This window comes from Bradyrhizobium sp. Ken01 (genome assembly GCF_055807355.1).
Genome location: NZ_JBVVPC010000008.1, coordinates 114,265 through 140,303, shown reverse-complemented (window position 1 = coordinate 140,303; position 26,039 = coordinate 114,265). Strand labels below are relative to the sequence as shown.

Below are 26,039 nucleotides of genomic sequence, written 5' to 3'. Positions count from 1 at the left end.
CTCCTCCGCGACCCGTAAGCCACGAGCACTGTTGTTCTAATCGGCTGGAAATCGATGCCCCCGCCCGGATCCTTGCCTAGCCATTTTCATTACACAATGCCAGCAAAACCCAACAAGCCCCCGACCAGCAAAATCCATAGTGGATTGATGCGCGAGACGGATGCGACCACTGCAACCGTCGCGGTCAGAAGCAGCGCAGCAAGCGTGCGATCGGTCGACTCGGCGAGGATCAGGGCGCTCGCCGCCATCAGGCCGATCGAGAGCGGAACCAGTGCAGCCTGGATCAGCCCGGGCCAGCGCGATTGGCTCGGCCGGTTGAGGAGCCGGCTGACATAATAGGCAAGCAGCGCGGTGGGCAGGCACATGGCCAAGGTCGCCGCCAGGGCGCCGGGGATGCCGGCGACGGCATAGCCGATTAACGTGACGATAAGCACGTTCGGACCTGGTGAGAGCTGCGCGATCGCATAGGCGTCGGCAAACTGCTTGTCGGTCATCCAGTGATGCACGTCGACCGCGATGCGGTGCATCTCGGGCACCGCCGCCGCGGCACCGCCGACCGCGAACAGCGACATCAGACCGAAGGTCGAGATCAGCGCCCAGATCGGGTTCTCCGCGTTCATGCTGCTACCTTCCGCCGCATCAGGAAAATGGCGCCGACGCTGGCGGGGATCGCAACCAAAAGCACGGCCTGGAGCGGCAGGCGAAAGACGCCAATGGCGAGGAAGACGCCCAGCATCAGGATGAGCGCGACGGCGTCCAGCCGCTTGAGCAGCGGCGTCATCATCCGGAAGACCACCGCGATCAAGAGACCGACGGCCGAACAGGAGATGCCCGTGAGGATGCGGCGCAGCACCTCCACATCGCCGAACCGGGCATAGATGATCGCGAGCACCGTCATGATCAGCGTGGGCGGCAGCAACAGCCCCGCAAAGGCGGCAATGCCGCCGGCGATCCCGCGCAGCCGCGCGCCGAACACCATCGACAGATTGACGATGTTCGGCCCGGGCAGGAAATGGCAGAGCGCAAACGTCTCGTTGAACTCGTCCGCCGTCATCCAGCGGTGCTGTTCGACGATGGCCTGCCGGGCGAATACCAAAACCCCTCCGAAGCCCGCCAGCGACATCCGCGCGAAGGCCAGAAACAGCGCCAGCAGCCCGGGCGGAACGGCGCGAGTGGCTGGCCGGTCCGGCTCTTGAACTGGTTGTTGGGCAGCCGGTGCGGAATCCTCGGACATGTCAGGAGCTTAGAACGCCGGCCGGCGCGCGGCCAAGCCTGCCGGGAACCTATCCCAAGCGAACCTCGGAATGGTCGCTCGAAACACCTGTTATTTGAAACCTTTGCCCCCTATATTGGGAGTGCCGGTTCGCCGGCTATGGAAATAAACGGTCGTCGCAATAAACCATTCGGACCCGGGGGCGGTACCCGGCGCCTCCACCAAAGCCCACCAGCGGGCTAGCCCTGAAAGCGGGCTTTGGCGGGGGCGAAATAGGATCGACGAGGGCGTAAAGGGCGTTCTTTTTCCCGGTATTGTTCCGCCGTTATCGGGCTATGCAATAGTTGCCAACGACAACTTTGCTCCGGTTGCTCAGGCTGCGTAACGCAGTTTGAAAGACCATTCTGAAGTCCTAACGGGTTAAGCTCCGTTAGGCGGGGTTCGGAGGCACCTGGCAACAGAAGCCTCCACTTACCTCTTATTTCCTACCCCGCGGGGACTCCTGTTGACCCGTCAGGCGCGGTACTATTGCAGCTTGGCGAGTCGGGCCGGCAGGGCCCAGCTCCTGGAATGCAACAGGACCACCATGGCGACCGATCATATCCGATACGATGTGCTGGCCCGCGACGCGCTGCGCGGCGTGTTGCGCAAGGTGCTGACCGACGCCGCGTCCCAAGGACTGCCCGGCGAGCATCATTTCTTCATCACCTTCGTGTCGAAGGCCGAGGGCGTGAAGCTGTCGTCGCGGCTGCTGGCCCAATATCCGGAAGAGATGACGATCATCCTGCAGCACCAGTTCTGGGATCTGACCGTGCTCGAAGACCGCTTCGAGGTCGGCCTGTCCTTCGGCGGCATTCCGGAGCGGCTGATTGTGCCGTTCAGCGCCATCAAGAGCTTCCTCGATCCGTCCGTCAAATTCGGTCTCCAGTTCGAGACCTCCGATGTCGCCGACGTCTCGGCCGAGACATTGCCGGCCGCTCCCGCCCCGTCCGCGGTCGCGGTGCCGACGCCTGCCACTGAGCCCGCAGAAGGCGCCGAAGAACCGGCGGCTCCGAACCAGGGCGGCGCCGAAGTCGTGCGATTGGATCGTTTCCGCAAGAAATGATCTAGATCGGACTGGCGCCCGTCGCAGGCGGCCAAACTCCCTATATAGAGGCACATGAAGAGGCCGCGTGGCATTTCGCGCGGCGGAATGGATGTGCTCATGGCCAAAACTTCCCGCTCGAAGATTTCCCGCTCGAAGACCGACGGCTCCTCGCGCCCGGCGACCCGCACCGAGACCGACAGCTTCGGCCCCATCGAGGTCCCCGCCGACCGTTATTGGGGCGCGCAGACCGAACGCTCGCGGCAGAATTTTCGCATCGGCATCGATCGCATGCCGATCTCGCTCGTGCATGCGCTCGGCATCGTCAAGCTCGCCGCGGCGCAGACCAACCAGGAGCTCGGCCTGCTCGACCAGCGCCGCGCCAATGCCATCATCCGCGCCGCGCGCGAGGTGATCGAGGGCAAGCTGGACGATCATTTCCCGCTGGTGGTGTGGCAGACCGGCTCGGGCACCCAGAGCAACATGAATCTCAACGAGGTCATCGCCAACCGCGCCAATGAGCTCCTGGGCGGCGAGCTCGGTGCCAAGAAGCCGGTGCATCCCAACGATCACGTCAACATGAGCCAGTCGTCGAACGACTCGTTCCCGACCGCGATGCACATCGCGGCGGCAAGCCGCATCACCGCCGATCTCGTCCCTGCCCTCGGGGAATTGCTGCGTGCCCTGCGCAAGAAGGAGAAGGAGTTCGCAAAGATCGTCAAGATCGGCCGCACCCACACCCAGGACGCAACGCCGCTGACGCTCGGCCAGGAATTTTCCGGCTATGCCGCGCAGGTCGAAAGCGGAATCGCCCGGCTCAAGGTCGCGGTGAAGGAGCTCTATCCGCTGGCGCAGGGCGGCACCGCCGTCGGCACCGGCCTCAATTCGAAGCCGCGCTTTGCAAAACTGTTCGCAAAGCACGTTGCCGGGATTACGAAGCTGCCCTTCACCAGCGCGGCCAACAAATTCGAGGCACTGGCGTCGAACGACGCCTATGTGCTGGCGCACGGCGCCATCAATTCGGTCGCGACAGGCCTGTTCAAGATCGCCAACGACATCCGCCTGCTCGGATCGGGTCCGCGGTCGGGCCTCGGCGAACTGATGCTGCCGGAGAACGAGCCGGGCTCCTCCATCATGCCCGGCAAGGTCAATCCGACGCAGTGCGAGGCGATGACGATGGTGTGCTGCCAGGTGTTCGGCAATCACACCGCGATCACGGTCGCCGGCAGCCAGGGCCATTTTGAGCTCAACGTCTACAAGCCCGTGCTGGCCTACAACATGCTGCACTCGATCCGGCTGATGGCGGACGCCGCGCGCTCCTTCACCGAGCATTGCGTCAGCGGCATCCGCGCCGACGAGAAGCGCATCAGGGAGCTGATGCAGCGTTCGCTGATGCTGGTGACGGCGCTCGCTCCCAAGATCGGCTACGACAACGCGGCCAAGGTGGCCAAGACGGCGCATGCCAACGGCACCACCCTGAAGGAAGAGGCGCTGCGGCTCGGCTTCGTCTCGGCGGAGGAGTTCGACCGCCTGGTGCGCCCCGAGAAAATGACAAGCCCGGGATAAATTCCGAATTCCGATAGCCATCCGTAATGATACGGAGCCCCTGGCTCCATTAAATGTAGGGCTTAAAGGACGGGATTTGATTACCGTCAATGTCGCGGCGGGATTGCGTGTTATGCAGCCCCTCCGCCCCCACGGGGCGGAATTCATCGTTTGATGGCCCAAGGGTCGATTGACGAGGACAAGCGAATGGCGATCAAGTCTCATTGGGCGCAGTGCGGCGCACAGTTTCTGAATGTTTCATCCTGCCCACGGAGGATCGGATGATGGAGACGCGACATGGCGAACGTCATCAACCTGAATCGTTTCCGGAAGCGCGCCGAGCGGGAAGCCACGGCGAAGCAGGCGGACGCCAACCGAACGAAGTTCGGCCGCACGAAGGCGGAGCGGTCGGCGGAGGAGACGCGCGCGGACCAGGCGAAGGCGCACCTGGACCAGCACCAGATCGATCGCGAGGAGCAGCCATGAAGTCGCCCGTCGTGAAACGGTCGATCGTCGTCGCCGGTCACAAGACCAGCGTCAGCCTGGAAGAGGCGTTCTGGAACGGCATGAAGGAGATCTCGGGCCTGCGCAACATGACGCTGTCCGAGCTGGTCGGCGAGATCGACGGCAACCGCCAGCAGGGCAACCTGTCCTCGGCGATCCGCCTGTTCGTGCTCGACTACTTCAAGAGCCGCGCCATGGCCGCCATCCAGGCGGAAAAGGTCCCGGCCCAGTAGCCGTCTTGGTGCCGAGCTTGGCGCCCGATCTTGGCGCCAATCACCTCCGTCACGAAGCTGGTACTTTAAAATCACTCTAAGGTGCAGTTTCAGCGACCGAGCGCGCTTGACCTCGATGCCCTGCGTTGAAAATACAGGGCATGACCGACACCCATGATACGCGTCCGCAGATGCCGCTGGGCCTGGCCCAGCGCGGCTATACCGGCGTCATCCAGCACCTTTCCCCCAAGGACGCAGGCTCGGCGCTCTCGGACATCGAGCTCGAGAGCCGGCTGATCGAGCTCGGCTTCGTCGAGGGCGCACGGGTCGAGGTCCTGCACGAGGGGCTGGTCGGGCGCGACCCCATCGCCGTGCGGGTCGACAGCATCACCATCGCGGTCCGCCGTCGCGAAGCCATGGCCATCATCGTCGCCTGAGGCGACCGGACCCCAACTCCATGGAATTGCCCCTACTTCATCTCGCCCTGGTGGGCACGCCAAACAGCGGCAAGACCTCGCTGTTCAATGCACTGACCGGCAGCCGGCAGAAGGTCGCGAACTATCCAGGCGTCACCGTCGAGCGCAAGGAAGGCTTCTTCGTCACGCCTTTGGGGCGCCAGGTCTCCGTGGTCGACCTGCCCGGCACCTATTCGCTGCGCGGGCGCAGCCCGGACGAGGAGATCACCCGCGACTTCGTGCTCGGCAAGGCTTCCGGCGAGACCCTGCCCGACCTCGTGCTGTGCGTGGCCGATTCCACCAATCTACGCCTGACCATCCGCCTGCTGCTCGAGCTCAAGCGCACCGGCCGGCCGATGATCCTCGTGCTCAACATGTTCGATATCGCGACTCGCCGCGGCATCACTGTCGACGTCGCGCGGCTGGCCAAGGAGCTCGGCGTGCCCGTGGTCACCTCGATCGCGGTGCGCAAGGGCGGCACGGCCGACCTGCTGTCGCTGACCGACGAGATTTCGGCAAAGCTCGCGGCCGAGCCGGGGGAAAACAATTGGCGGGCGCTCAGCGTGGCCGATCTGCGCGCCACCCAGCGCGAAGCCGACCGCATCATCGCCGATTGCGTCAGCCTGCCCAGCCGGCCCGACACCTGGACCGCGCGGATCGACGCGATCGTGCTGCATCCCGTCGGCGGGCTGATCGTGCTCGCGGCTATCCTGTTCGTGATGTTCCAGGCGGTGTTCGCCTGGGCGCAGCCGCTGATGGAGCTGCTCAACTCCGGCTTCGACTCCCTCGGCGAGTTCGTGCACGCCACCCTGCCGGCAGGCCTGCTGCAGAGCTTCCTTCAGAACGGCGTGATATCAGGCGTCGGCAGCGTCATCGTGTTCCTGCCGCAGATCATCATCATCTTCCTGTTCATCCTGCTGCTGGAAGATTTCGGCTACATGGCGCGCGCCGCGTTCCTGATGGACCGCATCATGGGCGGTGCCGGCCTGCACGGCCGCGCCTTCATTCCGCTGCTGTCGAGCTTTGCCTGCGCCATCCCCGGCATCATGGCGACGCGCGTGATCGACAACAAGCGCGACCGGTTGACCACGATCCTGATCGCGCCGCTGATGACCTGCTCGGCGCGCATTCCCGTCTACACGCTGATCATCTCCGCCTTCATTCCGGCCAAAGAGGTCTGGGGCTTCATCAACCTCCAGGGCCTCGTGATGTTCGGCCTCTACGCAGCCGGCATCATCAGCGCGCTTGCCGTCTCGTTCCTGATCAAGTTCTTCATGCTGCGCGACTATGCGCCGGCGCCTTTCATGCTGGAGCTTCCGGACTACAAGATGCCGCGGCTGAAATCGATCGCGATCGGCGTCTATACGCGGGCCAAGATGTTCCTGCACCGCGCCGGCACCACGATCTTCTCGATGATGGTGCTGATCTGGTTCTTGGCCTCGTTCCCGCAGCCGCCCGCGGGCGCCACCGAACCGGCGATCGACTTCAGCCTGGCCGCGATCATCGGCAAGGCGCTCGAGCCGCTGCTGGCGCCGGTCGGCTTCAACTGGCAGATCGCGGTCGCGCTGATCCCGGGCATGGCGGCGCGCGAGGTCGCGGTCGCAGCGCTCGGCACCGTCTATGCGATCGAAGGCGGCAAGGAAGCGGCCGAGCAGATCGGCCAGGTGCTGGCGACGAAATGGTCGCTCGCGACTGCGCTGTCGATGCTCGCCTGGTACATCTTCGCCCCGCAATGCGCATCCACGCTCGCCGTGATCCGGCGCGAGACCGGAAGCTGGACCTGGATGGCCGTCACCTTCTTCTACATGCTGGTGCTGGCCTATGCCGCGAGCCTTCTGACCTACAATGTCGCGGTCGCGTTCGGGGCGGGGTAGCCTCTCTCGAAACTAAAAGCGCTAAAACAACCCCATGCACAGTAGACGGGGGTTGTGAAATCAATGGCTTACGCGTGTGCTAAAATCAGCTGAGCGTAGCTGGCCAGGACCAACGCGGCACACAAGGCCGGTTGCGCCGTCGGGCAAAACAGGCGCATGATGGTATTGTCAGAGAATTGGCGAGACGCTCGGTGATGGCAAGATACCGGAGCTTGGCACGCCTTCTCAGCCGCTGGCCTGTGTTGCCGGGAACGACGCAGTGAACACCGTTTCATCCCGCATCGACGAAGCGACGATCAACCCGCCATGGGCGCGCGCGATCTCCTGGGCGATGTACAGTCCGAGCCCAAGCCCTTTCTGGTTCGGCAGAACGTCGCCGCGATCGAACGCCGTGAAAAGGCGCGGGATCGCATCAGCCGGAATTGGCGCGCCCTTGTTGGCAACGCTGAGATCAAAGCCAGCGCCGATCGCCTGCGCCAGCACCCTGATCGGCTTGTCGGCGGCGCCATAGGAGATCGCGTTGCCGAGAAGATTGGACAGCATCTGACCTATGCGGTCGGCGTCGATTTTCATAGGTCCCGGAACGTTGACGACCGTTTCGATGACGCGATCCGGATGCACGTTCTCGAACTCCGCGACAATCTGCTTGATGACAGGCTCGAGTGGCTGTTCTTTCAGCTTGAGCTGCATCCCGGCGCCGAGCCGCGCACGGGCGAAGTCCATGACATTGTCGATCAGGCCCGCCATCCGGGCCACGCTTCCCTGCAGGAGGTTGATCCAGTTCTTCCCCTCGTCATCGACCTTCTTGTTCAGAAGCCGCAGGCCGCCCTGGATCGAGGCGAGAGGGTTTCTCAGGTCGTGACCGAGCACGGCGATGAACTGCTCACGCAGTTCGGCATTGCGTTGTTCCAGCGCGAGCCTGTTCTCGATCAGTTCGACGCGCTCGGCCGCGTCGAGATGAGACGCGATCAGCTCCGCAAAAAGCTTGAACATGCCGATGATCTCGGGGGTCCGAAGCTTGCGCGGCTTCGGATCGATCGCGCAAAGAGTTCCGAAGAATGAACCATCGGGAAGAATGATCGGCACGGAGATGTAGCTTTGGAGGCCATATTGCGCAGGCGTGTGATGCGTGCAGTACGCGGCGTCTTCGCTGACATTCTCGATGACGACCGCCTCGCGGCTTTGCCGGATCTCATGGCAGATCGTGGTCTCGACCTTGAGCTCGTCACCGGGCTTCAGCCCGAACGCAAGTTCGTCACGCGAGGCACAGGTGATCCACCTGTCCTCGGTGACGCGGGCAACGGCGGTAAACCCCATGCCGGTGGTCCGGCTGACCACGTCCAGGATGGTCGAGACCGCAGCGATTCCGCTGACCTTGGCTATGTCGCGCTCGAAATCCATTGCCACTCCGCTTCGGAACATTCGCCCGGGGAAGACCGTCACCCCAACTAAAGCGCGTCCTTGCCACGGTGAAAAGCACTGCCAGCCAAGTTATTCCGCGTCAATGTCACCCGACGCTCCACCATTGAAGCGGCTATCTGTTCCAATGGAACAATTCAGTACTGGGAGGCTAAGCGCCGAGAGGCTTCCGAGATGAGCACCAGCAAGTGCACTTAGCATCATCCCGGAATTCAAATCGAGCTATCCGGCTCAGCGTACCCGCTCGGTGCGCTCGGTCGATGTACTGGAGCCCGAGCTGACGTCCTCTTCGTTCGAATCGCTCTCCGGCTCCTGGATCAGCACCGCCGGTTCGTCGTAACCCTTGCGGCTGCTGTAGAACACCAGCGCCATCAAGCCGATGCCGACGACCAGCGAAAACACGACACCGAGCACCAGTGCGACATAACCCGATGCTGGCACCTCCGTCGTCGTGCTGAACCAGCCGAGATAGCCGAGCGCGCCGGCACCGACGAGGAAGGCGCATAACACCGCTATGACCAGCCATCTGGCGATCTTGCCGTCTCCGGGAGCGGGTGATTCCGGTTGCCCGTCTGTGCTGTTCATGGATCTCTCCTCATGGCGCACGCGTCGCGCGGCCGTCCCATTGCGCTAGCGGGCGGTGACCTTGGTCGCGATCGCGTGCAGGGCCGCCGTCATAGCGACAATTGCAGCCTTGGCCGGCTCGCCGATGCCGTGACGCCCGGCGAGATACGCCGGATCATTGTACGACAACCAGGTCGCGCCTTGCTCGTCCTGCCAGATCAGCGCCTTCAGCGGCAGATCGATGCCGCTGGTCTGCGACTGCTGCATCAATGGCGTACCACCCCTGGCGTTCCCGAAGATGATGAGATTGGTCGGGCGCAACGGCAGGCCGGCAGCGGCGGCACCCGCGGCATGATCGACATGGGCGAATATTGTGAGGCCCTTGGCCGTCACCTCGGCCTCCAGCCGCATCATCGTCTCTTCAGGCCCGAAACTGCTCCTGATCGTGATCAGTCCATCGACGGCCATTGCTTGGGTCTCCCATAAACATGTCGCAGCAACCAAAGCGAGGATCTTGACCAGCGCCGAAACCCTCATGATCACACGCTCATTTCTTGCGGAATAGTTTTGCCGGGTCGAATTCCGGGTCCGGAATGAAGCCGTCGCGGTTGGGCATCTTGATCTTCGGCAAGCTGTCCTTATCAACCTTGCCGTCGGGGGGAACGATGCCATTCAGACTCAGGATGTAGGCGGTGACGGCATAGGTGTCGTCGGTGCTGAGCGAACCCGGTGTGGGATATGGCATCGCGCGGTGAATGTAGTCGTACAAGGTCGTCGCATACGGCCAGAAGCTGCCGACGGTCTTGACGGGCGCGCTGGAGGCGAGTGTGCCCTGTCCACCGGCCAGACGATCCTTGATCCCGCCCTCGCCGTTGTCGCCATGACAGGCCGCGCAATTGTCGGCGAAGACCTGCTTACCCTGCGCAACCGTGCCGCTGCCGACAGGCAGATCCTTGCCATCGGGTGCGACGTCGATGTCCCATAGCTTGATCTCCTCCGGAGTCGCGGGACGGCCGAAATCGAATGCAAATGCGGGCGCCGCGAGCAGGCCGAGCGTGAGAGCCGCTGCGACAAGCCGATTGTCATGCGAGGACATTGCGGACCCTCCCGGCCTCGTCGATGCTCCAGGTCTGCTGGGCGTTGTAGTGGAACAGCGCATTGCTCCCCATCGCGGCGATGAAGGACTGCCGGTCCGGCTGAACATTGCCTTGCTCGTCGGTCGCGCGGCTCACGATCCGTGTCGGCTTGCCGTCCCAGACCCAATCTATCTGAAATCGAACCTGGGCCTTCGACAGCACCGGCTGATTCAGCTGCGCCTGATTCCAGGTTTTCGCGCCGTCAGTCGATATCTCGACCTTGGCGATCTTGCCATGGCCGCTCCAGGCGAGACCGGAGATTATGTTGTAGCCGGGCTGGATCTGCATCGTGCCGGAGGGCTGCGTGATGACGGAGTTGGTTTCCATCCTCAGCTGGAACTGGCGGGCCTTGCCGCTGGCAAGCAGCTGCGTGTAGCGTGCCGTTTCCCAGCGGGTCATCCAGGGCTCAGTGCCGAATTTGAGACGGCGCAGCCATTTGATGTTGAGGTTACCCTCGAAGCCCGGCATCACCAACCGCACTGGAAAGCCGTGCGCGGGGCGCAGCGGTTCGCCGTTCTGACCGTAGGCCACAAAGGCCTCGTTCACGATTTCGTCGGTCAGCGGGATGCTGCGGTCGACGCCGGCGCCGTCGCCTCCCTCGGCGAGCATCCAGTTCGAGTTCTTCTCCTTGCCCGCGAGACCCATGAGGAACTTCAGCGGAACGCCGGTCCACTCATTGGTGCTGACGAGGCCGTGCGTGTTCTGCACCGTCAGATCAGGGTCCGCCTTCTTCCAGTTTTCCCAGCCGTTTCCGGTGCATTCGATGAAGACCACGCGCGTGACCGACGGCATCCGCTTGAGATCGTCGACGCTGAACACCAGCGGCTTCTGAACCAGGCCATGGATGAGCAGACGGTGCTGCGCGGGATCGATGTCCGGCACCCCGGAATGGCTGCGCTCGTAATGCAGATCGGTCGGCGTGATGTTGCCCACCAGCTTCTGATGCGGCGTCTTGGAGTTGATGGCATCACCGGGGTCGACGTTGCGCTTGCCTGGTCCTGCTTCGGGAATGCGATCGATCTTGACGAAGCGCGACCGTTCGCTGTAGGCGCCGAGATCGGCACCGGGCCCGCGATCGGGGATTTCGGCCAGCGTTTCCGCGGCCGCCGCTTCGGTCGCGACCGCCCCCAGGACGCCCGCCGACAGGCCTCCCACAAAACCACGGCGCGAGACGCTCGCGGGCCGTTGCAGTGATTCGATTTCCGATTTGGAGGTCATGCAATCTCCGTCGACTTTCGTGCTGATTTGGAAACTCCACCGCTTTTCCATGGGGACATTGACCGGATGCCGCCGAAATTGCCCGTTAGGATCTGTTAGAAATCATGAGGGGCGCGAAGGCGCGTCATCTTGCCCTGCTCCGAAAGCGGCTATCCGGGTCCATGGATCATTTCAGCACCGAGAACCTGACTGCCGAGAGGCTTCGTGAAGATCACCTCGCCGACCTCGTCGCATTGCATCTCGATGCGGAAGTGTCGCGCTATCTCGGCGGCGTCCGTTCGGCGGAGAGGACGAAGACCTACCTCGACACCAATATGGCGCATTGGGACCAGCATGGCTTCGGGTTGTGGGTGCTGCGAACGAAAGACGGGGCATTCGCCGGGCGAGCGGGCATCCGGCACATCCTGGTGGACGATATCGACGAGATCGAGATTGCCTACGCGTTCAAGCGCGAATTCTGGGGCCGTGGCCTTGCAAGCGAAACCGCGACCGCGCTGACCGATATCGGACTGGTACACCACCAGCTGCCGTCTCTGATCGGCCTGGTCTATGTCGACAATGGCGCATCGCGCCGCGTGCTGGAGAAGGCCAACTATCTCTTCGAGCGAAGCACATTCCGTCACGGCGAAGACGTCGTGATCTACCGAATCCGGCGGTGAGAGACGCAAGTTCGCAGGATGGGTCGCTGTCGGCGCAGTGATGTGCCATCGAAGGAGCGACGGCGGTGCCATGCTCTCCGTCATTGCGAGCGCAGCGAAGCAATCCAGACCGCCGCCGCGGGAAGATTCTGGATTGCTTCGCTGCGCTCGCAATGACGATGTGGAAACAGCCACGTAACGCGGATAGAGCGGACGCCTCAGGTGCCCTACCTGAAATACCCCAACACCAGATCGACATCCGCGCTGCCGGCCGCCGTGCCGTTCAGCTCGGCGTCGATGACGCGGCGGCAGGCTTCGATCGCGGCGTGGTCACCGAGGTCGTTGGCGGCTTCGAGCACCAGCCAGGCGGCATCGACCGAGGCCTGGTCCGCTGCTCCGCCGCCGATCTCGCCGGCTGCGGCCTTGTTGAGGTTCTTGTTCGGATTCTTGCGAACGGCGGTGCCGAATTGAGGCAACATTGCAAATACTCCCTGCCAATTCCCGGATGATGCTCGGTGTACCTGTTCGGTGTACCGCTCAGTGCACCTGCAGCTCGGGCTGACGACCCGTGACGGGATCGGAGCCGGTCTTGCGCGACTGGTAGAACTTCAAGACGCTACGCGAGGTCTCGATCTTGAGCTTGCCGAAATCGCGCTCGTTGTCGTGGAGCTCGCGCGCCGTGATCAGATGATCCTTGGCGCCGAGGAACAGCAGCGACATGGTGGTGTCCCAGGAGAAATCGAGCGCCTTGCACAGCACCAGGATCATCTCGCGATTGCGGTCCATCATCGCACGCTCGATCACGTCGACCGGCAGCGACGACAGAAGCGACAGGCCGATCTGCACCTCGTCGAAGCGGTGCTGGCGCGCATAGTTCGAGATCGATTCCTGGTTGAGGTTGCCCTGCCGGTACTGCGTCGTCACCACGCGCTTGGCCACGAAATAGCTGCGCGAGGACGGGCCGAACTTGGAGTGCAGGTCGCCGGTGACGTCGCTGACCGAGCTCTGGATCTGCGCCATCATTTCCGGGCGCTCGTGCTCGAGCCGGCGGCGGACGTCTTCCGACGCCTTCGAGATCAGTTGCTGGAAGATGTGGCGCGGCACATCCTTGCGCAGGCCAAGCTGCTCGGCAAGAATCGAGTCACCCTCGGCACGGCGAACCATGTGGAGCAGGCCCGAGCCGGAGAAGCGCGCGCCCTCGTTTTTGGCAACCGACGTCACGACCTCCTGGTCGCCGCGCTTGACCAGCACGTCGGTGACGGCCTCGCCGATCGACTTGCGCTGGGCGATCGCGAGCAGATGCGACTGGCTCTTGGTCATGGCGCTCTCGACCAGCAGCTTCTCGTCGAGACGATTGGAGTCGCGAAGCACGGGACCGGCGACCTCGATCTCGTCGGCGGTCGCGAGTTGCGCAATGACATTGAGCGGAGCGTGATCGCAGGCTGCCATCACCTCGGAGAGCTGCACCCGCGCAGCAACCTCGATCTCGTCGGCGAGCCGGCCGATGACTTCGCCGAACGTGCTGATCTCGTCGTCGCTGTAGCGGCCGGTGATCAGAATGTCGGTCGCGTGCCACAACGCCTTGTTCCGGCTTTCGTCGGTGCCGCGTGCGATCGCGTCGTCCAGATCCTGCAGAAGTGTTGTCGCGCCGTTCATCCCGATGACCCCAGTTCTTGGCTAGCCATCCTGCTTGTGCCGGCAGGACGCCGAGTTCCTCTGGGAACAGAGACTAGGGAACAAACGCGAGAATCCGGTAAAGTCGGCAGATCAGTTTTGCCGAGCAAAATTCGTTAAAAAGCGAGGGAATGGGTTTACCGGCACGTCACGAGCAAGCTGCGCCCCCTCTCCCGCTTGCTGAAAAGGCTTGGGGCACTGATGCCTCTACGGCGTCATGGCCGGGCTTGTCCCGGCCATCCACGTCTCACCGCTTAGGACGAAGAACGTGGATGCCCGGGCCTTCGCCTCGCCGAAGCGGCTTCGGCCGCGCAGGCGGGACAAGCCCGGGCATGACGGACTATCGCCTACGGATTCTGTGGCGTCAGGACCAGCGGCGGCTTTGGCTTGGGCTTTGCGGGGGGCGGGCCCGGGGCCGGCCTGACGTCGATCGGCGGGGGCAACGGCGCGATCTGCGTGCTGGCGAGCGGCGGGCTTGTCAGTGGAGGGCTTGGCGCTGCGGGAGCGGCCTGCGGCGCCTTGGGTGTCGGCGCGACCCTGATATCGGCCTTGGTCTTCGGCGGCGGCGCACGGCGCGGATCGCGGCCGGGCATCGGCACATCCGGCAATGACGGCTCCGGCGCGGGTTCGGGCGACACCAGTGTCGGCAGCGCGGCGGTCGCCGGCGGCGGCTCGCCGCGCTCGATGGCGTCCAGTCGGCGCGTCTCGCGGTCGATCGTGCGCACCGCAAGCCACGAGGACAGCGGACCGACATCGACCGTGCGGTTGAGCCTGTCGGGGGGACCGGCCGCGAACAGCTGGATTTCCGGCGGCGCGCCAGAGAGCCCGGTCATGATCGGCGTCAGGCTGGCGCGGATGTCGGCCTGGTCGGCGGGGATGTCGTAGCCGCCGGAGACGATGGCGCGCGCGTTCTTCGCCTCTAGCGACGTTGCGCCGACGCGCAGGCGCCCGTCGCGGATCGTGAACGGGATCTGCGCCGAGGCCACTGCAATCGGGCCCGCCGACAGCGCGGGCTCGACCAGCTGCCGCAGCCGGTTGTCGTCGGAAACCTGGCCGCCGTCGCTGGCGCGGATGGCGATCTCGAAGGCGCGCGGATTGAGGCCGGAGATTTCGGCGGATTCGAGCGTCACCGTGCCGTTGCCGGCGAGCGCACCGGTGAGCGCCGCGACGCTGCGCCCCTGGCTGGTCAGCGCCATCTGCGCCGAGGCGCGCCCCTTCGGCAGCGCGAGGTCGCGATAGCGCAGCGCCGCCGCGTCGACATTGCCGAGCTCGATACGCGCGTTCAACGTCAGACCATTGGCGCCATTGCGCGCATCGAGGCTTGCCGACATCTCGCCGCCGCCGACGCCGCCCTTCAGCGCGTCGAGCGCGAGCGACTGCCCGTCGCTCCGGACCGTACCGCCGAAGGGGCGCAGCTCGATGCCGCCGGGCAACGTGCCGTGCAACGCCTGGAAGGCGACGCGGCCGCGCCAGCCGCCGAGAAGGCCGGCACTCAGCGGCGCATTGGCATCGTGTCCGGCCGCGCCGATGGCCATCGCGAGCGCCGGCACGAGGTCGAGCGAATCGAGGCCGACTTCGCCGTCGACGGTCTTCTCCTGATCGAGCGTCACCGCCAGATGACCGCGCAGATGCGAGCCGGCCAAGGTGCTGTCGAGATCGTTGAAGGTCAGGCGGTTGCCGGAGAGGCCGACGCGCGAGGACAGATTGACGCTCTGCACCGATTTATCGGCGGGGCTGGTCCCGAACAGCGGGGCCAGATTGGCGTTGCGCACGCGCAAATTCACGCTGCCTTTCGGCTCCGACAATTCGACGTTGCCTTGTGCGTCCGCGTCCAGCCCGCCGCCGCTAAGTTTTGCATTCAATTGCAACTGATGGCGCCACGCGCCGCTCAAGCGGCCTTCGAACTGCGAAGCGCCCTCGCCTGCGGCCACCACGCGATCGAGCCCGAGCAACGCCAGCAGCGCACTTCCCTGTGGTGTCGAGACTTTCGAATCCAGCGTGAAGTCGCTGTTGCGCAAGCGCTCGATATCGATGCCGCTGACGGCGGCCACCGGCGTCTGCGCGGCCAGCGTCGCGGTCGCCTTGAGCTGCGGCGCGTCGAGCTCGACCACCGCGCGCGCGTCGTTGCGATCGGCGTGCTCGGTGTTCTTGTCGAGGCTGAGGTCGAGCTTGAGGCGGGTCGCACCTGGCAGCGACGGGATGGCGTCGAAGCGCGCGCGCACCGACGGCGCAAACGGCTCGAGCAGTGCGGTGAGATCGCGCAGCGAGTTGGCGGAGGATTTCAGCGCGAGCTTGCCAATGGCCTTGGCGCGGTCGAAGCTGCCGCTCGCTTCCGTGGTCACGCCGCTGGCCTGGCCGAACCGCAACTGCTCCAGCGAGAGCGATGCCGGGCCGTAGCCGAGTTTTGCGGTGAACGGCCGCAGCTCTTGGCCTGCCGAGATCGCGCGGCCGATATCGAGCGACAGCTTCGCTTCCTCCGGCCATTCGCCCTGCGGCCCCGAAAGCGCGCGCACAAAACTCGCGGCGGCATCGAGGTCGAGGCGGTCGGCCTTGAGCTCCGCGTCGATCCGCGAGCCTTTGCTCGCGCCGGTCTGGACGAATGCGATGCGGCCTTCGACCGCGCCGCCCTCGATCTCGGCCTTCAGCCTGTCGATGGCGAAATGGTTGGCGGCGATGGTCACGTCGCCGGCAAGGCGCAGCGGCCGCGTGCTGCGGCGGTTGACCTCGCTGCGGCCCTGGAGCCATGCCACTAGCGTATCGGGATCGGAGGAATCGACGCTGAGACGGCCGCTGAAACTGTCGGCGCCTGGCGTCGCGCCGTTGAGCGAGAGCTGCGTCTGGCCTGGCGCGCGCAGCTCGAGCCGCTGGAAGGTCCAGGATCGTCCGTCGGTTGCAAGCTCGGCCGTGATGTTCTGGAGCGGCCGGCCGCCGAGCATGATCTGGTCGGAGTTGAACTCGATCTGTGCCGGGATCGGCGCCTGCGGGATTGCGGCTAGCCCTGCGCGGAGCGCCGGAAGGATGCGCTGCGGCTCTGCATCGTTCTTGGCCGTCAGCTTGTCGGCATCGACCTGGCGCGCCGACAGCACCGCACGCAGCAGCGGCGAAGTCCCGAACCTGATATCGCCGACGCCGCCGAGCTTCAGCGCGGAGTCTTCGGGCCCGAAGCTGGCATCGACCTGCTCGAACTTGGCGCCGGCCGGATCGGCATTGAGTTTGGTGGTGAGCTTCCAGGGCATCGGCCCTGCCTCGCCCGGCTTCTTCGGCGCGGGCACCGCGAGCGTCAGCGCGCCGTCGAATTTCGGCAGGCGGTTGTCGAAGGCGAGCACGCCTTCGAGATCGGCCAGGACGGCGCGCTCGCCGGGATCGATGTTGAGATGGAGGCGCGTGGCGTTGCCGTCGGCGCTCGGGCCGGAGGAGACGCGGAACGGATAGCGCACGCCGCTGAGGCCAAAACTGCCATCGCCGCGCACCGATCCGGCCAGCGAGCGCACGTCGCCGGAGAAGGCGATGTCGTTGAGCTCCAGCGTCGAACGGCTGGCGGCATCATGCAGGGCGATGCGGCCGGTGAGGTTCAGCCGCTCGATCGTCAGCGATGCCAGATTGAAGCTGCCGCTCGCGGTGGAGGGCAAATCGACCCGCCCGCGCGCATCGAGCCCGAGATCGACCGCCATGCCGTTGACCGAAAGCTCGGTGGCGCGCCATTCGCCGCGCATCAGCGAGCTCAGGCTGAACTCGACGTCGAGCTTGTCGGCGCGCAGGCGGCCGAGATCGTTGTTGCCGCCGAAGGTGACCCCGCGCAGCCGCAGCGTCGGCGCCGGCAACAGCCGCGCGTCGAGCTCGCCCGCCACCCGCACCGGCACGCCGATGATCCTGCCGGCCTCTGCTTCGAACTGGGGCCTGAACTGGTTCCAGTCGACGAAGTAAGGTCCGATCAGAGCGGCCAGCAGCGCTAAGATAAAGGCAATCGCCAATCCGAGCAGCGTCGTCTGCACGGGTCTCCCCTCGGCCAAACCGGATGCGGGCCTTGCCTGAGCCGCAGGGCCTCAGACGTACCGGAACAGCCCCTTATATAGGGGGAAGTGTGGCGAAGTCACAGCGACTGTTGCGCGCGGAGGTTAACGCGGGCAGCTATCACCAGCTCGCAGGTAGCCGCTTCAGGCCGCGCAGCACGAAGGTCGGCCGCCATTCCGGGTTTTCGAGGTCGTCGATGCGCAGATCGGGCAGCCGCCGCAACAGCGTGGCGATGGCGATCTCGGCCTCGAGCCGGGCCAATTGGGCCCCCAGGCAGAAATGGATGCCGCCACCGAACGACAGCGGCCTCACGTTCTGGCGGGTGACGTCGAGCCGGTCGGGGCGGTCAGGATAGACCGCGGGGTCGCGGTTGGCCGACCCCAGCAGGCAGAGCACGGTCTCGCCCTTGGGGATCTTGGCGCCGCCGAGATCGTCGATATCCTCCAGCGCGACCCGCCCGGTCATCTGCACCGAGGAATCGTAGCGCAGAAACTCCTCGATCGCGCCCACCATCAGCTCCGGCTGCGCCTTCAACAGCGCGAGCTGGTCCGGATTGCGATGCAGCGCCAGCAGGCCGTTGCCGATCAGATTGACCGTGGTCTCGTGGCCGGCGCCGAACAACAGGATGATGTTGGCGGTCAGTTCCTCGTTGCTGAGCTTGTTGCCGTCTTCCTCGGCCTGCACGAGGTGGGTGATGAGATCGTCGCCGGGATTTTTGCGACGCAGCTCGAACAGCTGCTGGAAATACATCTGCGCCATCATGTTGCCGGCGTTGCCCTTGGCGATCTCCTCCTGCGAGAGCGGCACGGGGTCCAGCAGCCGTCCGCCATCGCGCGAGCTGTTATAGAAAGTCTCGCGATGGTCCTCGGGAATGCCGAGCATGTCGCAGATGATGGTGACAGGCAGGCGGAAGGCGAAATCCTCGATCAGGTCCATGTGGCCGCGGTCGGTCACGGCATCGATGGTCTGGTCGACGATCTGCTGGATGCGCGGCCGCATGTCCTCGACGCGGCGGGCGGTGAAGGCCTTCACGACGAGGCCGCGCAGGCGGGTGTGGTCGGGCGGATCGGCCTGCAGCATCCAGTGGCTCATGCTGCGGAAGACCGGCTCCTCCATGATCTTTTCGCTATAGCGGCGCTTGGAACGGCCGACGAAATCCTTGCCGAAGCGCTTGTCGCGCATCACGAGGCTGACATCGGCATGGCGGCTCGTGACGAACTGGCCGAACGGCGTCACGTGAATCGGATAGATCGCGCGGAGCCGGTCATAATGCGGATAGGGATCGCGGATGAAGTCCGGCGACAGCGGATTGAACAGCGGACCGCCGGTGCCTTGCACATGCTCGTTCATGGTGACCTCATGTCGGTTGCCGCATGAATCGCATACGCCGGGCGGCCCCCGTTGCGCAGCGTAACCATCCCTGAATTATCAACTCGATACATTGTTGTATCGAGTTGCATTCTGCCCTAACCTGCTCCGATGTCAAGGGTGAGAACCAGGCCGACCAGGGACGACACGCGCGACAGGCTGTTTGAGGCGGCTGCGCGCGTGTTCGAGGAGGACGGCATCGGCGGCGCCAGCATCGAGGCGATCGCGGCGGCGGCCGGATTCAGCCGGGGCGCGTTCTATTCCAACTTCAAGAGCAAGGACGAACTGATCATCGCCATGCTCGAGGACCATGTCGCGCAGTCGATCCGGCGCAACATGGACATCCTCGCGCAGCACGACAATCTCGACGACTTCATCGCAGCGCTGAAGGCGATGGATCGCACGAAGCAGGACCCGCTCGGCCGCTCGCCCCTGCTGCACATGGAGATGATCCTGTTTGTCGCGCGCGCCGAGAAGCGCCGACCGGAGCTTGCAAAGCGGCTGCGGGCGCGGCGCAAGCTGGTCGCCGACATCGTCGAGGCCACGCTGAAGAGCAACGCGAAGAGCGACACGCTCAATCCGCCATGGATGGCCTCCGTCGTGCTGGCGCTGGAAGACGGCTTTCGCCTGCACCGCCTGATCGATCCGGAGACGACGCCGGCCGATAGCTTTCTGCGCGCGATCACGGATCTGCGGCGCAGGACGGGATTGTCGTAGGACTAGCGCTTTTTTCAGAACTTCGCTGTTCCCGCTCGACATTGGTTCGCTGCGCTTCGCAGCTGGAACCTGGCCAGGATCACGCGCGCGCATTTTCCACTTCGTCGTACCCATCCAAGGAACGTTTGTGCGGCTTACCACTTTATCCCGAGCCTGTTTTGGCAATTTGATCATTGGAGGAGACAACGATGAGGATTCTGAAATTGAGTGCGGCCGCAGCTGCGCTGCTGGCCGGTACGGCGCTCGCGATGGCGCAGTCGAGCTCGACGGTCGGCACGGGCGGCTCGTCAGCCGGCGGCGGCACCAGCAACTCGACCGTCGGCACCGGCGGTTCATCGGCGGGTTCGGGCAGCGGATCGGGCTCGGCCTCGACGCTTGGCACCGGCGGTTCGTCGGCCGGTGACGGCACCAGCAGTTCGTCGATCGGCACCGGCGGCTCCGCCGCGGGCTCCGGCAGCGGCTCAGGCTCGGCCTCGACGCTCGGCACCGGCGGTTCGTCGGCGGGTGGCGGCAAGAGCTCGTCCAGCGTCGGCACGGGCGGCTCTGCGGCCGGCTCCGGCTCCAACTCGGCATCGACGCTCGGCACCGGCGGCTCGTCGGCCGGCGGCGGCAAGAGCGGCTCGACCGTGGGAGCGGCCGGCTCCTCCGCCGGACATTCCAGCGACATGGGCATGGAAAAGGGCAAAGGCCACCACAAGGACGAGATGAAGAAGGACAAGGACTGACATCCCGGCCGGCGGAGCGGCAGCAATGCCGCTCCTTCGTCCTTCCTGAGGAGGACTGGCATGAACAGATCAATCGTTGCGATCGCAGTTTTGACTTTGATGAGCAGCGCCGCCGTGGGGGAGACCATGCAGAAAACCGGCAAGACCGCGTCCGGCGAGACCTGCCGTGTCACGGTCGAAAAACATCCCGACGGCAGCATTACCGCGCTGGGCTCATCGGGTTCAGGCACAACCGGCTCGACCTCATCGAGCGGCTCGCTGTCGAGCTCGAGCTCGGCCGGCGGATCGTCGGTGCACGTCCAGGCCGGTGGCGGCAACGTGTCGAGTTCGTCCTCGACGGCCGGCGGCCCGGGTTCGACCAGCGCGAGCACCGTCACAGTCAACGGCTGCACCATCTCGACATCGTCGCCATAGCAAAAGGATTTGACAGATGAGAATGTTGATCGCGACCTCGTCGGTCGCACTCCTGCTCGCCGCCTCGCCGTTGTCTGCGCAAACCAGCATGACTGGTGGCACCGGCGGCTCGGCTGCGGCCGGCGGCACCTCGGCCAGCACACTCGGCACCGGCGGCACGTCGACGTCGGGCTCCGGGCAGACCGGCTCGTCGATCGCAGCGGGCGGCAGCGCCGCGTCTGCGAACGGCAAGGCGCAGTCCGGCACCAGCATGAACAAGGGCAACGGTCCGGTGCTCAATTCCAATGCGCGCGCGCAGGCGCATGAGGGTGGCACGTTCAGCCGCTCCCACACCCGCACCAAAGTGAAGGCGGGCGAGGAGGTCGGGTCCACCACCAAGACCATGTCGCACGTGCCGGGCTCCAAGCCGACCATGTCGACGACATCGACCAATTTGCGCTGAACCATCCTCACGAGACTGCTGCCCGCGATTTGCGGGCAGTTTTTCTTTGTGAGCAGGTTTTTCTTAGTGAACGGATCAACCGCCGCTCAGCGTGTGGCTGACGCGGGTCACGAGTGCATCCCACTGCCGCTTTTCGGCGGCCGGATAGTTGATCAGCACGCAATGCACGTAGCGGCGGCCAAAGTTGCAGCGGTTGTACCAGATCTTGCCGCCCCGGGTGCTGGAGACCACGAAGAAGCGCGGCGTGATGCGCTTGTAGGTGATGCCGGACGGCGGATTCTTGCGCGCCAGGAAAGCCGCCGGTGAGCTGCCGTCGCTTGGAACGGCCTGCACCGTCAAATCCGCCCGGCCGTCGCTGGTCCGGTACTGCATGCCATAGCCGTCGGGCCGACCGGCTTGCTCGGTGAAGATGGACGAAGGGATGTCGACACTGGTCCCGGTCTCGGGAATGCGATAGCCGCTCCAACTCTCCGCACCGGCGGCAGCCGGCAAGGCAGAGAGCATCACAAGGATGGTGGCGATCTTCTTCATCGTATGGCCCGGTTTGCGCTGGTGGGCCGACAACGTGGGGAAACGCCGGACGTTCCTTTCCGCGGCATGAACGCGCGTTGCGCCGGACGTTGCAAGCCCGGATGACGACGGATCCTCGTCAAGCCGCGAGCGTCTCGTCCACACGTCCAAGAGCCCGGCGAAGAGCCGCAAAGCAGTCCGCGTCGATTTGGGTGCCGATCATCTCCGACATGATCGCAAGAGCTTTCGTCACCGGCATCGCAGCCCGATACGGCCGGTCCGCGGTCAGCGCATCGAAGATATCCGCGGTTGTGATGATTCGGGTGTCCAGGCAGATCTGGTCTCCCACGAGCCCGCGGGGATAGCCTTTGCCGTCCAGCCGCTCGTGATGCGCCCCGGCGATCGGCGCGAGATCGCCAAACGCGCCGATGCGCGACAGGATCGCTTCCGAATGCGCGGAATGCTTGCGCATGATCTCCCATTCGTGGTCGTCAAGCTTACCCGGCTTGTCGAGGATTGCGTTGCTGACGCCGAGCTTGCCAATGTCATGCAACAGCGCGGCCCGCTTGAGCCAGCGGCGCCGCTCGGCAGTGAACTCCAACTGCTCCGCAATCATATCGGTAAAGAGCGTGACGCGCTCGCTGTGGCCGCTGGTGTAGGGACTTTTGGAATCGACCACCTGGGCGAAGGCAGCCGCGATGTCATCCGGATAGTCCTCATCCACCGGCACGCTCGCCTGCTGCGGCAGCAGAGGCACAGTCTCGGGCCCATCTTCAGTGCCGAGCATGTCCCAGAATCCAGGCCGCGCCGCGATGCGCTCAAAAGCGGCGACCAGGTCTGGATCGAACCAGGTTCCGGCTCGATTCCGGGCCTCACGAAGGGCGGCTTCGGGACCGTTCGCGATGTAGAACACATCGACCACCTGAGCCAACAATGCGAGGCGGGAATAAATCGGGATGGCCGTTCGGGCAAGGCCGAGCGGCTTGCCGCCGCCATCCCAATGCTCGTCGAGATTCTTGATGCCGTCGGCGACCGGCTCGGAGAAGCGCATTTTGCGGGCGATGTCGGCGCCGCGATGGCAGCGCGTCTCGATCAGCTCGCGCGCGATCTCGCCGCCGTTCTGGAAGATGTTGACGATGGCGCGAAACCGTTCGGCCAGGCCGGCTTTCAGCCCGGTATGGCCCAGCACGAAACGCAGCGCCTGCGGCAGGCTGCCGTCAATGAGCTTGAAATCCTGTTTGAAGGAGAGATCATCGGTCAGATACAGCTCGCAAATGCGCGCAGCGTTGCTGCTGCAGCCGAGATCCTTCAGCAACAGCGCGTAGTAAAGTTCGACTATCGCGTCCTCGTCGAGGCCGATCTCCCTGCCGATCAAGACGCCGATGCGGCTGCATCGCACGCAATGTCCGGCCGGCTGCCCCTCGGAGAGATCGAGTGCGTGGCTCAGCGCACCCAGCAGTTCGGAAAGCGTGATCCGATCGAGCGGCTTGGGGGCGTGCAGGATGGGGTCCATCGACGGGGGCTCCGGGGCTGGTTCGGCCTGTGAAGACGCGGATCACATCACATCACCAGCCGATCAACTGATCACCAGAGGATTAACAAGAGGTTTGTTTGGGGGGTGATCTGTTCGAAGTGACGCCCTACGCCGACCGCTTCGCCGTGGGCGCGCCGGCCGGTGCAATGTCGAGACGAGCCAACATCGCCTGCGCCTGCTCGGCGCAGTGCTCGATCAGCCAGCGCTCGAAGGCTACAGGCGCGAGCGCGGGCGCGTAAAGAAAGCCTTGCACGACGTCGCAGCCGAGTTCGGCCAGCACCTTGCGTTGCGCCTCGGTCTCGACCCCTTCGCCGACGACGGTCATGCCGAGGCCCTGCCCGACGCGCACCACGGCGGTGGCGATCGCGAGCGCGCCAGCGTCACGCTCGATGTCGCGCATGAAGCTGCGGTCGATCTTGAGCTCGCGGATCGGCAGATGGGCGAGCCGGCTGAGGCTGGAATAGCCGGTGCCGAAATCGTCCACCGAAAGCCCGACGCCGAGCTCCCGGATCGCGTTCATCGTCTCGAGCGCGGCGACGCTGTCCTGCATGAACGCGCCCTCGGTGATCTCGAGCATCAGCGCGTCCGCCGGCAGATCGTATTCGGCGAGGATGTCCTTGAGCCGCGCGGCCAGCGTGACGTTGCGGAAATTGATCGGCGACAGGTTCACCGACACGGATGGAATGTCGAGCCCGGCGCGACGCCAGCTCGCCATCTGCCGGCAGGCCTCGCGCACCGACCACAGGCCGATCTGCTCGATCAGGCCGCACTCTTCGGCGAGCGGGATGAATTTTGCCGGCGAGACGTCGCCGAGCTCGGCATCATGCCAGCGCGCCAGCGCCTCGACGCCATGGATCGCGCCGTCGCAGCTGCGGATCTGCGGCTGATAGCGGAGGGTCAGCGCGCCCTCGGCGATGGCGCGGCGCAGCGCCGCAATCAAGGCCAGCCGCTGCTCGGTGAGCCCGTTCATCTCGGCGCTGAACAGGCGATGGGTCGAACGTCCCGCCTGCTTGGCCATGTACATGGCCGCGTCCGCCTGCTGCATCAGGGTGTCGATGTCGGTCGCATGATCGGGATAGAGGCTGACGCCGATGCTCGCCGACATCTGCAGCTGCCTGGAGCCGAGCCGCAGCGGCGCGGCCAGCGCTTCGGTGATTCCGGCCGCGACGCGCTCGGCACCCTCGGCGTTGCGCCGCGGCAGCAGGATGACGAACTCGTCGCCGCCGAGCCGCCCCAGCATGTCCTCGGGTCCGATCTGCTCGCGCAGGCGCTGCGCCAGCTGGATCAGGAGCTCGTCGCCGGCGGCATGACCGAGCGTGTCGTTGACGTCCTTGAAATGATCGACGTCGAGGAAGGCCAGCGCGACGTGGCTGCCGGTCGGGCAGGCATCGATGGCGGTGGTGATCAGGCGCCGCAATTGCGCGCGGTTCGGCAGGCCGGTGAGGATGTCGTGATAGGCGAGCCGCGCGATCTCGGCGCGCGCTTCCTTGCGCTCGATCGCGAAGGCGCCGAGATTGACGCAGGCCTCGACGATGCGCCGATGCCAATTGCTCGGCGCGCGGGGTTCCCGGTAGTAGAAGGCGAAGGTGGCGATGACCCGTCCGTCCTTGGCCTTGACCGGCGTCGACCAGCATGCGCGCAGGCCAATCGCGAGCGGCATCGCCTTGTAGGGCTGCCAGCGCGGGTCGGTCTCCAGATCGGTCGCCAGCACCGGCTCGCCGTAGAAGGCCGCGGTTCCGCACGAGCCGACATTGGGCCCGATGGCAATGCCCTCCAGTGCGCGGGAATAGTCCTCGGGCAGGCTTGGACCGCCGAGCGGATGGATCAGGCCCGCGGCGTCGACGTGCAGCAGCGAACAGACGACGTCGGGCGCCATCTGCTCGACACGGCGGCACAGCCGGTCGGCGATCTCGCCGATCGGAACCTCATCAGCGAGCGCGCCCATGATGAGCTGCTGCAGCGAGCGCAGCTGCTTGGCCTCGGTGATATCCTCGAGCAGCGCGAAGAAGTGCTTGACCTGGCCCTTCTTGTCGCGGAAGGCATCGATGCGGGCGCAGACCCAGATCTCCTCGCCGTCCTTGTCATAGGCGAGCATCTCGATCTCGCCGCGGTGGCCGCCATGCATCAGGCGCTTGACGAGTTTCGCAACAGCCTTGCGATCGGTGTGGCGGCCGGCGATCAACCCCCTGGCGCGGCGGCCCTCGGCCTCCTCGCTGGTGTAGCCGAACAGCGTCGTGAAGGCGGAATTGACATAGACGATGTTCTGGTTGGTGTCGGTGATGAGCACCGCGCGGTTGGTCTGGTCGGAGACGGCGTGGAGAAGCCCGATCCTGACGCGGCGTTCGGCGTCCGCGGTGACGTCGCGCGCGAACACGATGCGATAGGCAATGCCGCCACTTGCAATGGATGAAAGCGAGATGGCCGCGCGGATCCGGCTGCCGTCACGGCGCACCAGGCTGATCTCGTCACGGAATTCCGCACACGGTTCGGCCTGAAGGCATTTGAGAGTGAGAATTTCGGAATCGCGGCCGAGCACCTCAGCGCGTGCGAGATTCCAGATCCGCTCTGCACCGGCATTGAAATGCGTGATGCGATGCGCGCTGTCGACGATGACGATGCCCTCGTCGGCGCGTTCGAGCGCGGCCAACAGCACGTCCGGAGTTTCTGTCATGGCACAATCGGAAACGGACATCGCAAGACCCGGGGGCATCGGGAAGATATTGCAACCGAGGCTAGCGCCGCGATGGTGTCCAAGACGTTCTTGCAGTCCCCTCGCACCGCG

At 64.8% G+C, this 26,039-nt stretch carries 25 protein-coding genes and 1 other RNA gene; 12 read left to right on the top strand and 14 right to left on the bottom strand.

What is annotated here, in order from left to right; translation table 11 throughout:
* Positions 1-89: 89 nt before the first annotated feature.
* Both AC0L3S_RS11165 and AC0L3S_RS11160 read right to left on the bottom strand, forming a co-directional pair.
* Positions 90-620: a chromate transporter gene (locus tag AC0L3S_RS11165; protein WP_027519544.1), complete on the bottom strand. Its 531-nt coding sequence runs from the start codon at positions 618-620 to the stop codon at positions 90-92.
* Complete coding sequence (locus AC0L3S_RS11160) at positions 617-1,234, bottom strand: chromate transporter (protein WP_473279078.1); 618 nt, start codon at positions 1,232-1,234, stop codon at positions 617-619. The genes AC0L3S_RS11165 and AC0L3S_RS11160 overlap by 4 nt, the downstream gene beginning before the upstream one ends.
* An 84-nt stretch (positions 1,235-1,318) precedes the next feature.
* Here AC0L3S_RS11160 and ssrA point away from each other — a divergent pair.
* From ssrA to feoB, 7 genes are all read left to right on the top strand, one after another.
* Positions 1,319-1,685: a transfer-messenger RNA gene (gene ssrA, locus AC0L3S_RS11155) on the top strand.
* A gap of 114 nt (positions 1,686-1,799) precedes the next feature.
* Entirely contained in the window at positions 1,800-2,318 is a 519-nt protein-coding gene (locus AC0L3S_RS11150) for an SspB family protein (RefSeq protein ID WP_473260562.1), read from the top strand.
* Between the two features lie 87 nt (positions 2,319-2,405).
* The gene (fumC, locus tag AC0L3S_RS11145) at positions 2,406-3,863 is read left to right on the top strand and encodes a class II fumarate hydratase (RefSeq protein ID WP_473279140.1); all 1,458 of its coding nucleotides are present in this window, start codon (positions 2,406-2,408) and stop codon (positions 3,861-3,863) included.
* A 276-nt stretch (positions 3,864-4,139) separates the two neighbouring features.
* Positions 4,140-4,328: a DUF4169 family protein gene (locus tag AC0L3S_RS11140; protein ID WP_063995290.1), complete on the top strand. Its 189-nt coding sequence runs from the start codon at positions 4,140-4,142 to the stop codon at positions 4,326-4,328.
* A complete protein-coding gene (locus tag AC0L3S_RS11135) occupies positions 4,325-4,579 on the top strand; it encodes a ribbon-helix-helix domain-containing protein (RefSeq protein WP_007600962.1) in 255 nt (84 codons plus the stop codon). Before AC0L3S_RS11140 ends, AC0L3S_RS11135 begins: the two co-directional genes overlap by 4 nt.
* Positions 4,580-4,719: 140 nt before the next feature.
* Positions 4,720-4,995 (top strand): FeoA family protein, encoded by a 276-nt coding sequence (locus AC0L3S_RS11130; protein WP_473260564.1) that lies wholly within the window; start codon positions 4,720-4,722, stop codon positions 4,993-4,995.
* A 20-nt stretch (positions 4,996-5,015) separates the two neighbouring features.
* On the top strand, positions 5,016-6,887 hold the full coding sequence (gene feoB, locus AC0L3S_RS11125; RefSeq protein ID WP_473260566.1) for a ferrous iron transporter B: 1,872 nt from the start codon (positions 5,016-5,018) through the stop codon (positions 6,885-6,887).
* 225 nt (positions 6,888-7,112) lie between these two features.
* Here the strand turns inward: feoB and AC0L3S_RS11120 are convergent, their stop codons facing one another.
* From AC0L3S_RS11120 to soxC, 5 genes are all read right to left on the bottom strand, one after another.
* Positions 7,113-8,288, bottom strand: coding sequence for a GAF domain-containing sensor histidine kinase (locus tag AC0L3S_RS11120; RefSeq protein WP_473279077.1), 1,176 nt, complete (start codon positions 8,286-8,288; stop codon positions 7,113-7,115).
* A 249-nt stretch (positions 8,289-8,537) separates the two neighbouring features.
* The gene (locus tag AC0L3S_RS11115; RefSeq protein WP_473260570.1) at positions 8,538-8,891 is read right to left on the bottom strand and encodes a hypothetical protein; all 354 of its coding nucleotides are present in this window, start codon (positions 8,889-8,891) and stop codon (positions 8,538-8,540) included.
* A gap of 45 nt (positions 8,892-8,936) precedes the next feature.
* Positions 8,937-9,407 (bottom strand): DUF302 domain-containing protein, encoded by a 471-nt coding sequence (locus AC0L3S_RS11110; protein WP_473260572.1) that lies wholly within the window; start codon positions 9,405-9,407, stop codon positions 8,937-8,939.
* 10 nt (positions 9,408-9,417) lie between these two features.
* The gene (locus tag AC0L3S_RS11105) at positions 9,418-9,966 is read right to left on the bottom strand and encodes a c-type cytochrome (protein ID WP_473260574.1); all 549 of its coding nucleotides are present in this window, start codon (positions 9,964-9,966) and stop codon (positions 9,418-9,420) included.
* A complete protein-coding gene (gene soxC / locus AC0L3S_RS11100) occupies positions 9,953-11,224 on the bottom strand; it encodes a sulfite dehydrogenase (protein WP_473279076.1) in 1,272 nt (423 codons plus the stop codon). The genes AC0L3S_RS11105 and soxC overlap by 14 nt, the downstream gene beginning before the upstream one ends.
* Before the next feature lie 161 nt (positions 11,225-11,385).
* Here soxC and AC0L3S_RS11095 point away from each other — a divergent pair, with 161 nt between their 5' ends.
* Positions 11,386-11,883, top strand: a complete 498-nt coding sequence (locus tag AC0L3S_RS11095) for a GNAT family N-acetyltransferase (protein WP_473279074.1) — start codon at positions 11,386-11,388, stop codon at positions 11,881-11,883.
* Between the two features lie 206 nt (positions 11,884-12,089).
* Here AC0L3S_RS11095 and AC0L3S_RS11090 read toward each other — a convergent pair whose 3' ends face one another.
* The 4 genes from AC0L3S_RS11090 to AC0L3S_RS11075 all read right to left on the bottom strand — a co-directional run bounded on the left by AC0L3S_RS11090 (position 12,090) and on the right by AC0L3S_RS11075 (position 18,897).
* Positions 12,090-12,341, bottom strand: a complete 252-nt coding sequence (locus AC0L3S_RS11090; RefSeq protein ID WP_473279073.1) for a hypothetical protein — start codon at positions 12,339-12,341, stop codon at positions 12,090-12,092.
* A gap of 58 nt (positions 12,342-12,399) precedes the next feature.
* The gene (locus AC0L3S_RS11085) at positions 12,400-13,518 is read right to left on the bottom strand and encodes a DUF2336 domain-containing protein (protein WP_473279072.1); all 1,119 of its coding nucleotides are present in this window, start codon (positions 13,516-13,518) and stop codon (positions 12,400-12,402) included.
* Positions 13,519-13,883: 365 nt separating this feature from the next.
* Positions 13,884-17,528 carry an AsmA family protein gene (locus AC0L3S_RS11080; RefSeq protein WP_473279070.1) on the bottom strand — a complete coding sequence of 1,215 codons (3,645 nt, stop codon included), beginning with the start codon at positions 17,526-17,528 and terminating at the stop codon, positions 13,884-13,886.
* Between the two features lie 139 nt (positions 17,529-17,667).
* Complete coding sequence (locus AC0L3S_RS11075) at positions 17,668-18,897, bottom strand: cytochrome P450 (RefSeq protein ID WP_473260595.1); 1,230 nt, start codon at positions 18,895-18,897, stop codon at positions 17,668-17,670.
* Positions 18,898-19,026: 129 nt separating this feature from the next.
* Here AC0L3S_RS11075 and AC0L3S_RS11070 point away from each other — a divergent pair, with 129 nt between their 5' ends.
* The 4 genes from AC0L3S_RS11070 to AC0L3S_RS11055 all read left to right on the top strand — a co-directional run bounded on the left by AC0L3S_RS11070 (position 19,027) and on the right by AC0L3S_RS11055 (position 21,213).
* Complete coding sequence (locus tag AC0L3S_RS11070) at positions 19,027-19,632, top strand: TetR/AcrR family transcriptional regulator (RefSeq protein ID WP_473279068.1); 606 nt, start codon at positions 19,027-19,029, stop codon at positions 19,630-19,632.
* A 188-nt stretch (positions 19,633-19,820) separates the two neighbouring features.
* Entirely contained in the window at positions 19,821-20,357 is a 537-nt protein-coding gene (locus AC0L3S_RS11065; protein ID WP_473279067.1) for a hypothetical protein, read from the top strand.
* A 60-nt stretch (positions 20,358-20,417) separates the two neighbouring features.
* Entirely contained in the window at positions 20,418-20,771 is a 354-nt protein-coding gene (locus AC0L3S_RS11060; RefSeq protein WP_007600942.1) for a hypothetical protein, read from the top strand.
* A gap of 16 nt (positions 20,772-20,787) precedes the next feature.
* Positions 20,788-21,213: a hypothetical protein gene (locus AC0L3S_RS11055; RefSeq protein ID WP_063995279.1), complete on the top strand. Its 426-nt coding sequence runs from the start codon at positions 20,788-20,790 to the stop codon at positions 21,211-21,213.
* Positions 21,214-21,288: 75 nt separating this feature from the next.
* Here AC0L3S_RS11055 and AC0L3S_RS11050 read toward each other — a convergent pair whose 3' ends face one another.
* From AC0L3S_RS11050 to AC0L3S_RS11040, 3 genes are all read right to left on the bottom strand, one after another.
* On the bottom strand, positions 21,289-21,744 hold the full coding sequence (locus tag AC0L3S_RS11050) for a hypothetical protein (protein WP_473279066.1): 456 nt from the start codon (positions 21,742-21,744) through the stop codon (positions 21,289-21,291).
* Positions 21,745-21,862: 118 nt separating this feature from the next.
* Positions 21,863-23,236, bottom strand: a complete 1,374-nt coding sequence (locus tag AC0L3S_RS11045; protein ID WP_473279065.1) for an HD-GYP domain-containing protein — start codon at positions 23,234-23,236, stop codon at positions 21,863-21,865.
* 127 nt (positions 23,237-23,363) lie between these two features.
* Positions 23,364-25,949: an EAL domain-containing protein gene (locus AC0L3S_RS11040; RefSeq protein ID WP_473279063.1), complete on the bottom strand. Its 2,586-nt coding sequence runs from the start codon at positions 25,947-25,949 to the stop codon at positions 23,364-23,366.
* Positions 25,950-26,039 lie beyond the last annotated feature (90 nt).

Coding starts and splice junctions, on each gene's coding strand:
- feoB (WP_473260566.1), top strand. CDS start 5,016: ATGGAATTGCCCCTACTTCATCTCGCCCTGGTGGGCACGCCAAACAGC.
- AC0L3S_RS11065 (WP_473279067.1), top strand. CDS start 19,821: ATGAGGATTCTGAAATTGAGTGCGGCCGCAGCTGCGCTGCTGGCCGGT.
- soxC (WP_473279076.1), bottom strand. CDS start 11,224: ATGACCTCCAAATCGGAAATCGAATCACTGCAACGGCCCGCGAGCGTC.
- AC0L3S_RS11045 (WP_473279065.1), bottom strand. CDS start 23,236: ATGGACCCCATCCTGCACGCCCCCAAGCCGCTCGATCGGATCACGCTT.
- AC0L3S_RS11040 (WP_473279063.1), bottom strand. CDS start 25,949: ATGTCCGTTTCCGATTGTGCCATGACAGAAACTCCGGACGTGCTGTTG.
- AC0L3S_RS11090 (WP_473279073.1), bottom strand. CDS start 12,341: ATGTTGCCTCAATTCGGCACCGCCGTTCGCAAGAATCCGAACAAGAAC.
- AC0L3S_RS11140 (WP_063995290.1), top strand. CDS start 4,140: ATGGCGAACGTCATCAACCTGAATCGTTTCCGGAAGCGCGCCGAGCGG.
- AC0L3S_RS11130 (WP_473260564.1), top strand. CDS start 4,720: ATGACCGACACCCATGATACGCGTCCGCAGATGCCGCTGGGCCTGGCC.
- AC0L3S_RS11120 (WP_473279077.1), bottom strand. CDS start 8,288: ATGGATTTCGAGCGCGACATAGCCAAGGTCAGCGGAATCGCTGCGGTC.
- AC0L3S_RS11105 (WP_473260574.1), bottom strand. CDS start 9,966: ATGTCCTCGCATGACAATCGGCTTGTCGCAGCGGCTCTCACGCTCGGC.
- AC0L3S_RS11085 (WP_473279072.1), bottom strand. CDS start 13,518: ATGAACGGCGCGACAACACTTCTGCAGGATCTGGACGACGCGATCGCA.
- AC0L3S_RS11050 (WP_473279066.1), bottom strand. CDS start 21,744: ATGAAGAAGATCGCCACCATCCTTGTGATGCTCTCTGCCTTGCCGGCT.
- AC0L3S_RS11075 (WP_473260595.1), bottom strand. CDS start 18,897: ATGAACGAGCATGTGCAAGGCACCGGCGGTCCGCTGTTCAATCCGCTG.
- AC0L3S_RS11160 (WP_473279078.1), bottom strand. CDS start 1,234: ATGTCCGAGGATTCCGCACCGGCTGCCCAACAACCAGTTCAAGAGCCG.
- AC0L3S_RS11165 (WP_027519544.1), bottom strand. CDS start 620: ATGAACGCGGAGAACCCGATCTGGGCGCTGATCTCGACCTTCGGTCTG.
- AC0L3S_RS11135 (WP_007600962.1), top strand. CDS start 4,325: ATGAAGTCGCCCGTCGTGAAACGGTCGATCGTCGTCGCCGGTCACAAG.
- AC0L3S_RS11060 (WP_007600942.1), top strand. CDS start 20,418: ATGAACAGATCAATCGTTGCGATCGCAGTTTTGACTTTGATGAGCAGC.
- AC0L3S_RS11110 (WP_473260572.1), bottom strand. CDS start 9,407: ATGAGGGTTTCGGCGCTGGTCAAGATCCTCGCTTTGGTTGCTGCGACA.
- AC0L3S_RS11055 (WP_063995279.1), top strand. CDS start 20,788: ATGAGAATGTTGATCGCGACCTCGTCGGTCGCACTCCTGCTCGCCGCC.
- fumC (WP_473279140.1), top strand. CDS start 2,406: ATGGATGTGCTCATGGCCAAAACTTCCCGCTCGAAGATTTCCCGCTCG.
- AC0L3S_RS11150 (WP_473260562.1), top strand. CDS start 1,800: ATGGCGACCGATCATATCCGATACGATGTGCTGGCCCGCGACGCGCTG.
- AC0L3S_RS11115 (WP_473260570.1), bottom strand. CDS start 8,891: ATGAACAGCACAGACGGGCAACCGGAATCACCCGCTCCCGGAGACGGC.
- AC0L3S_RS11095 (WP_473279074.1), top strand. CDS start 11,386: ATGGATCATTTCAGCACCGAGAACCTGACTGCCGAGAGGCTTCGTGAA.
- AC0L3S_RS11070 (WP_473279068.1), top strand. CDS start 19,027: ATGTCAAGGGTGAGAACCAGGCCGACCAGGGACGACACGCGCGACAGG.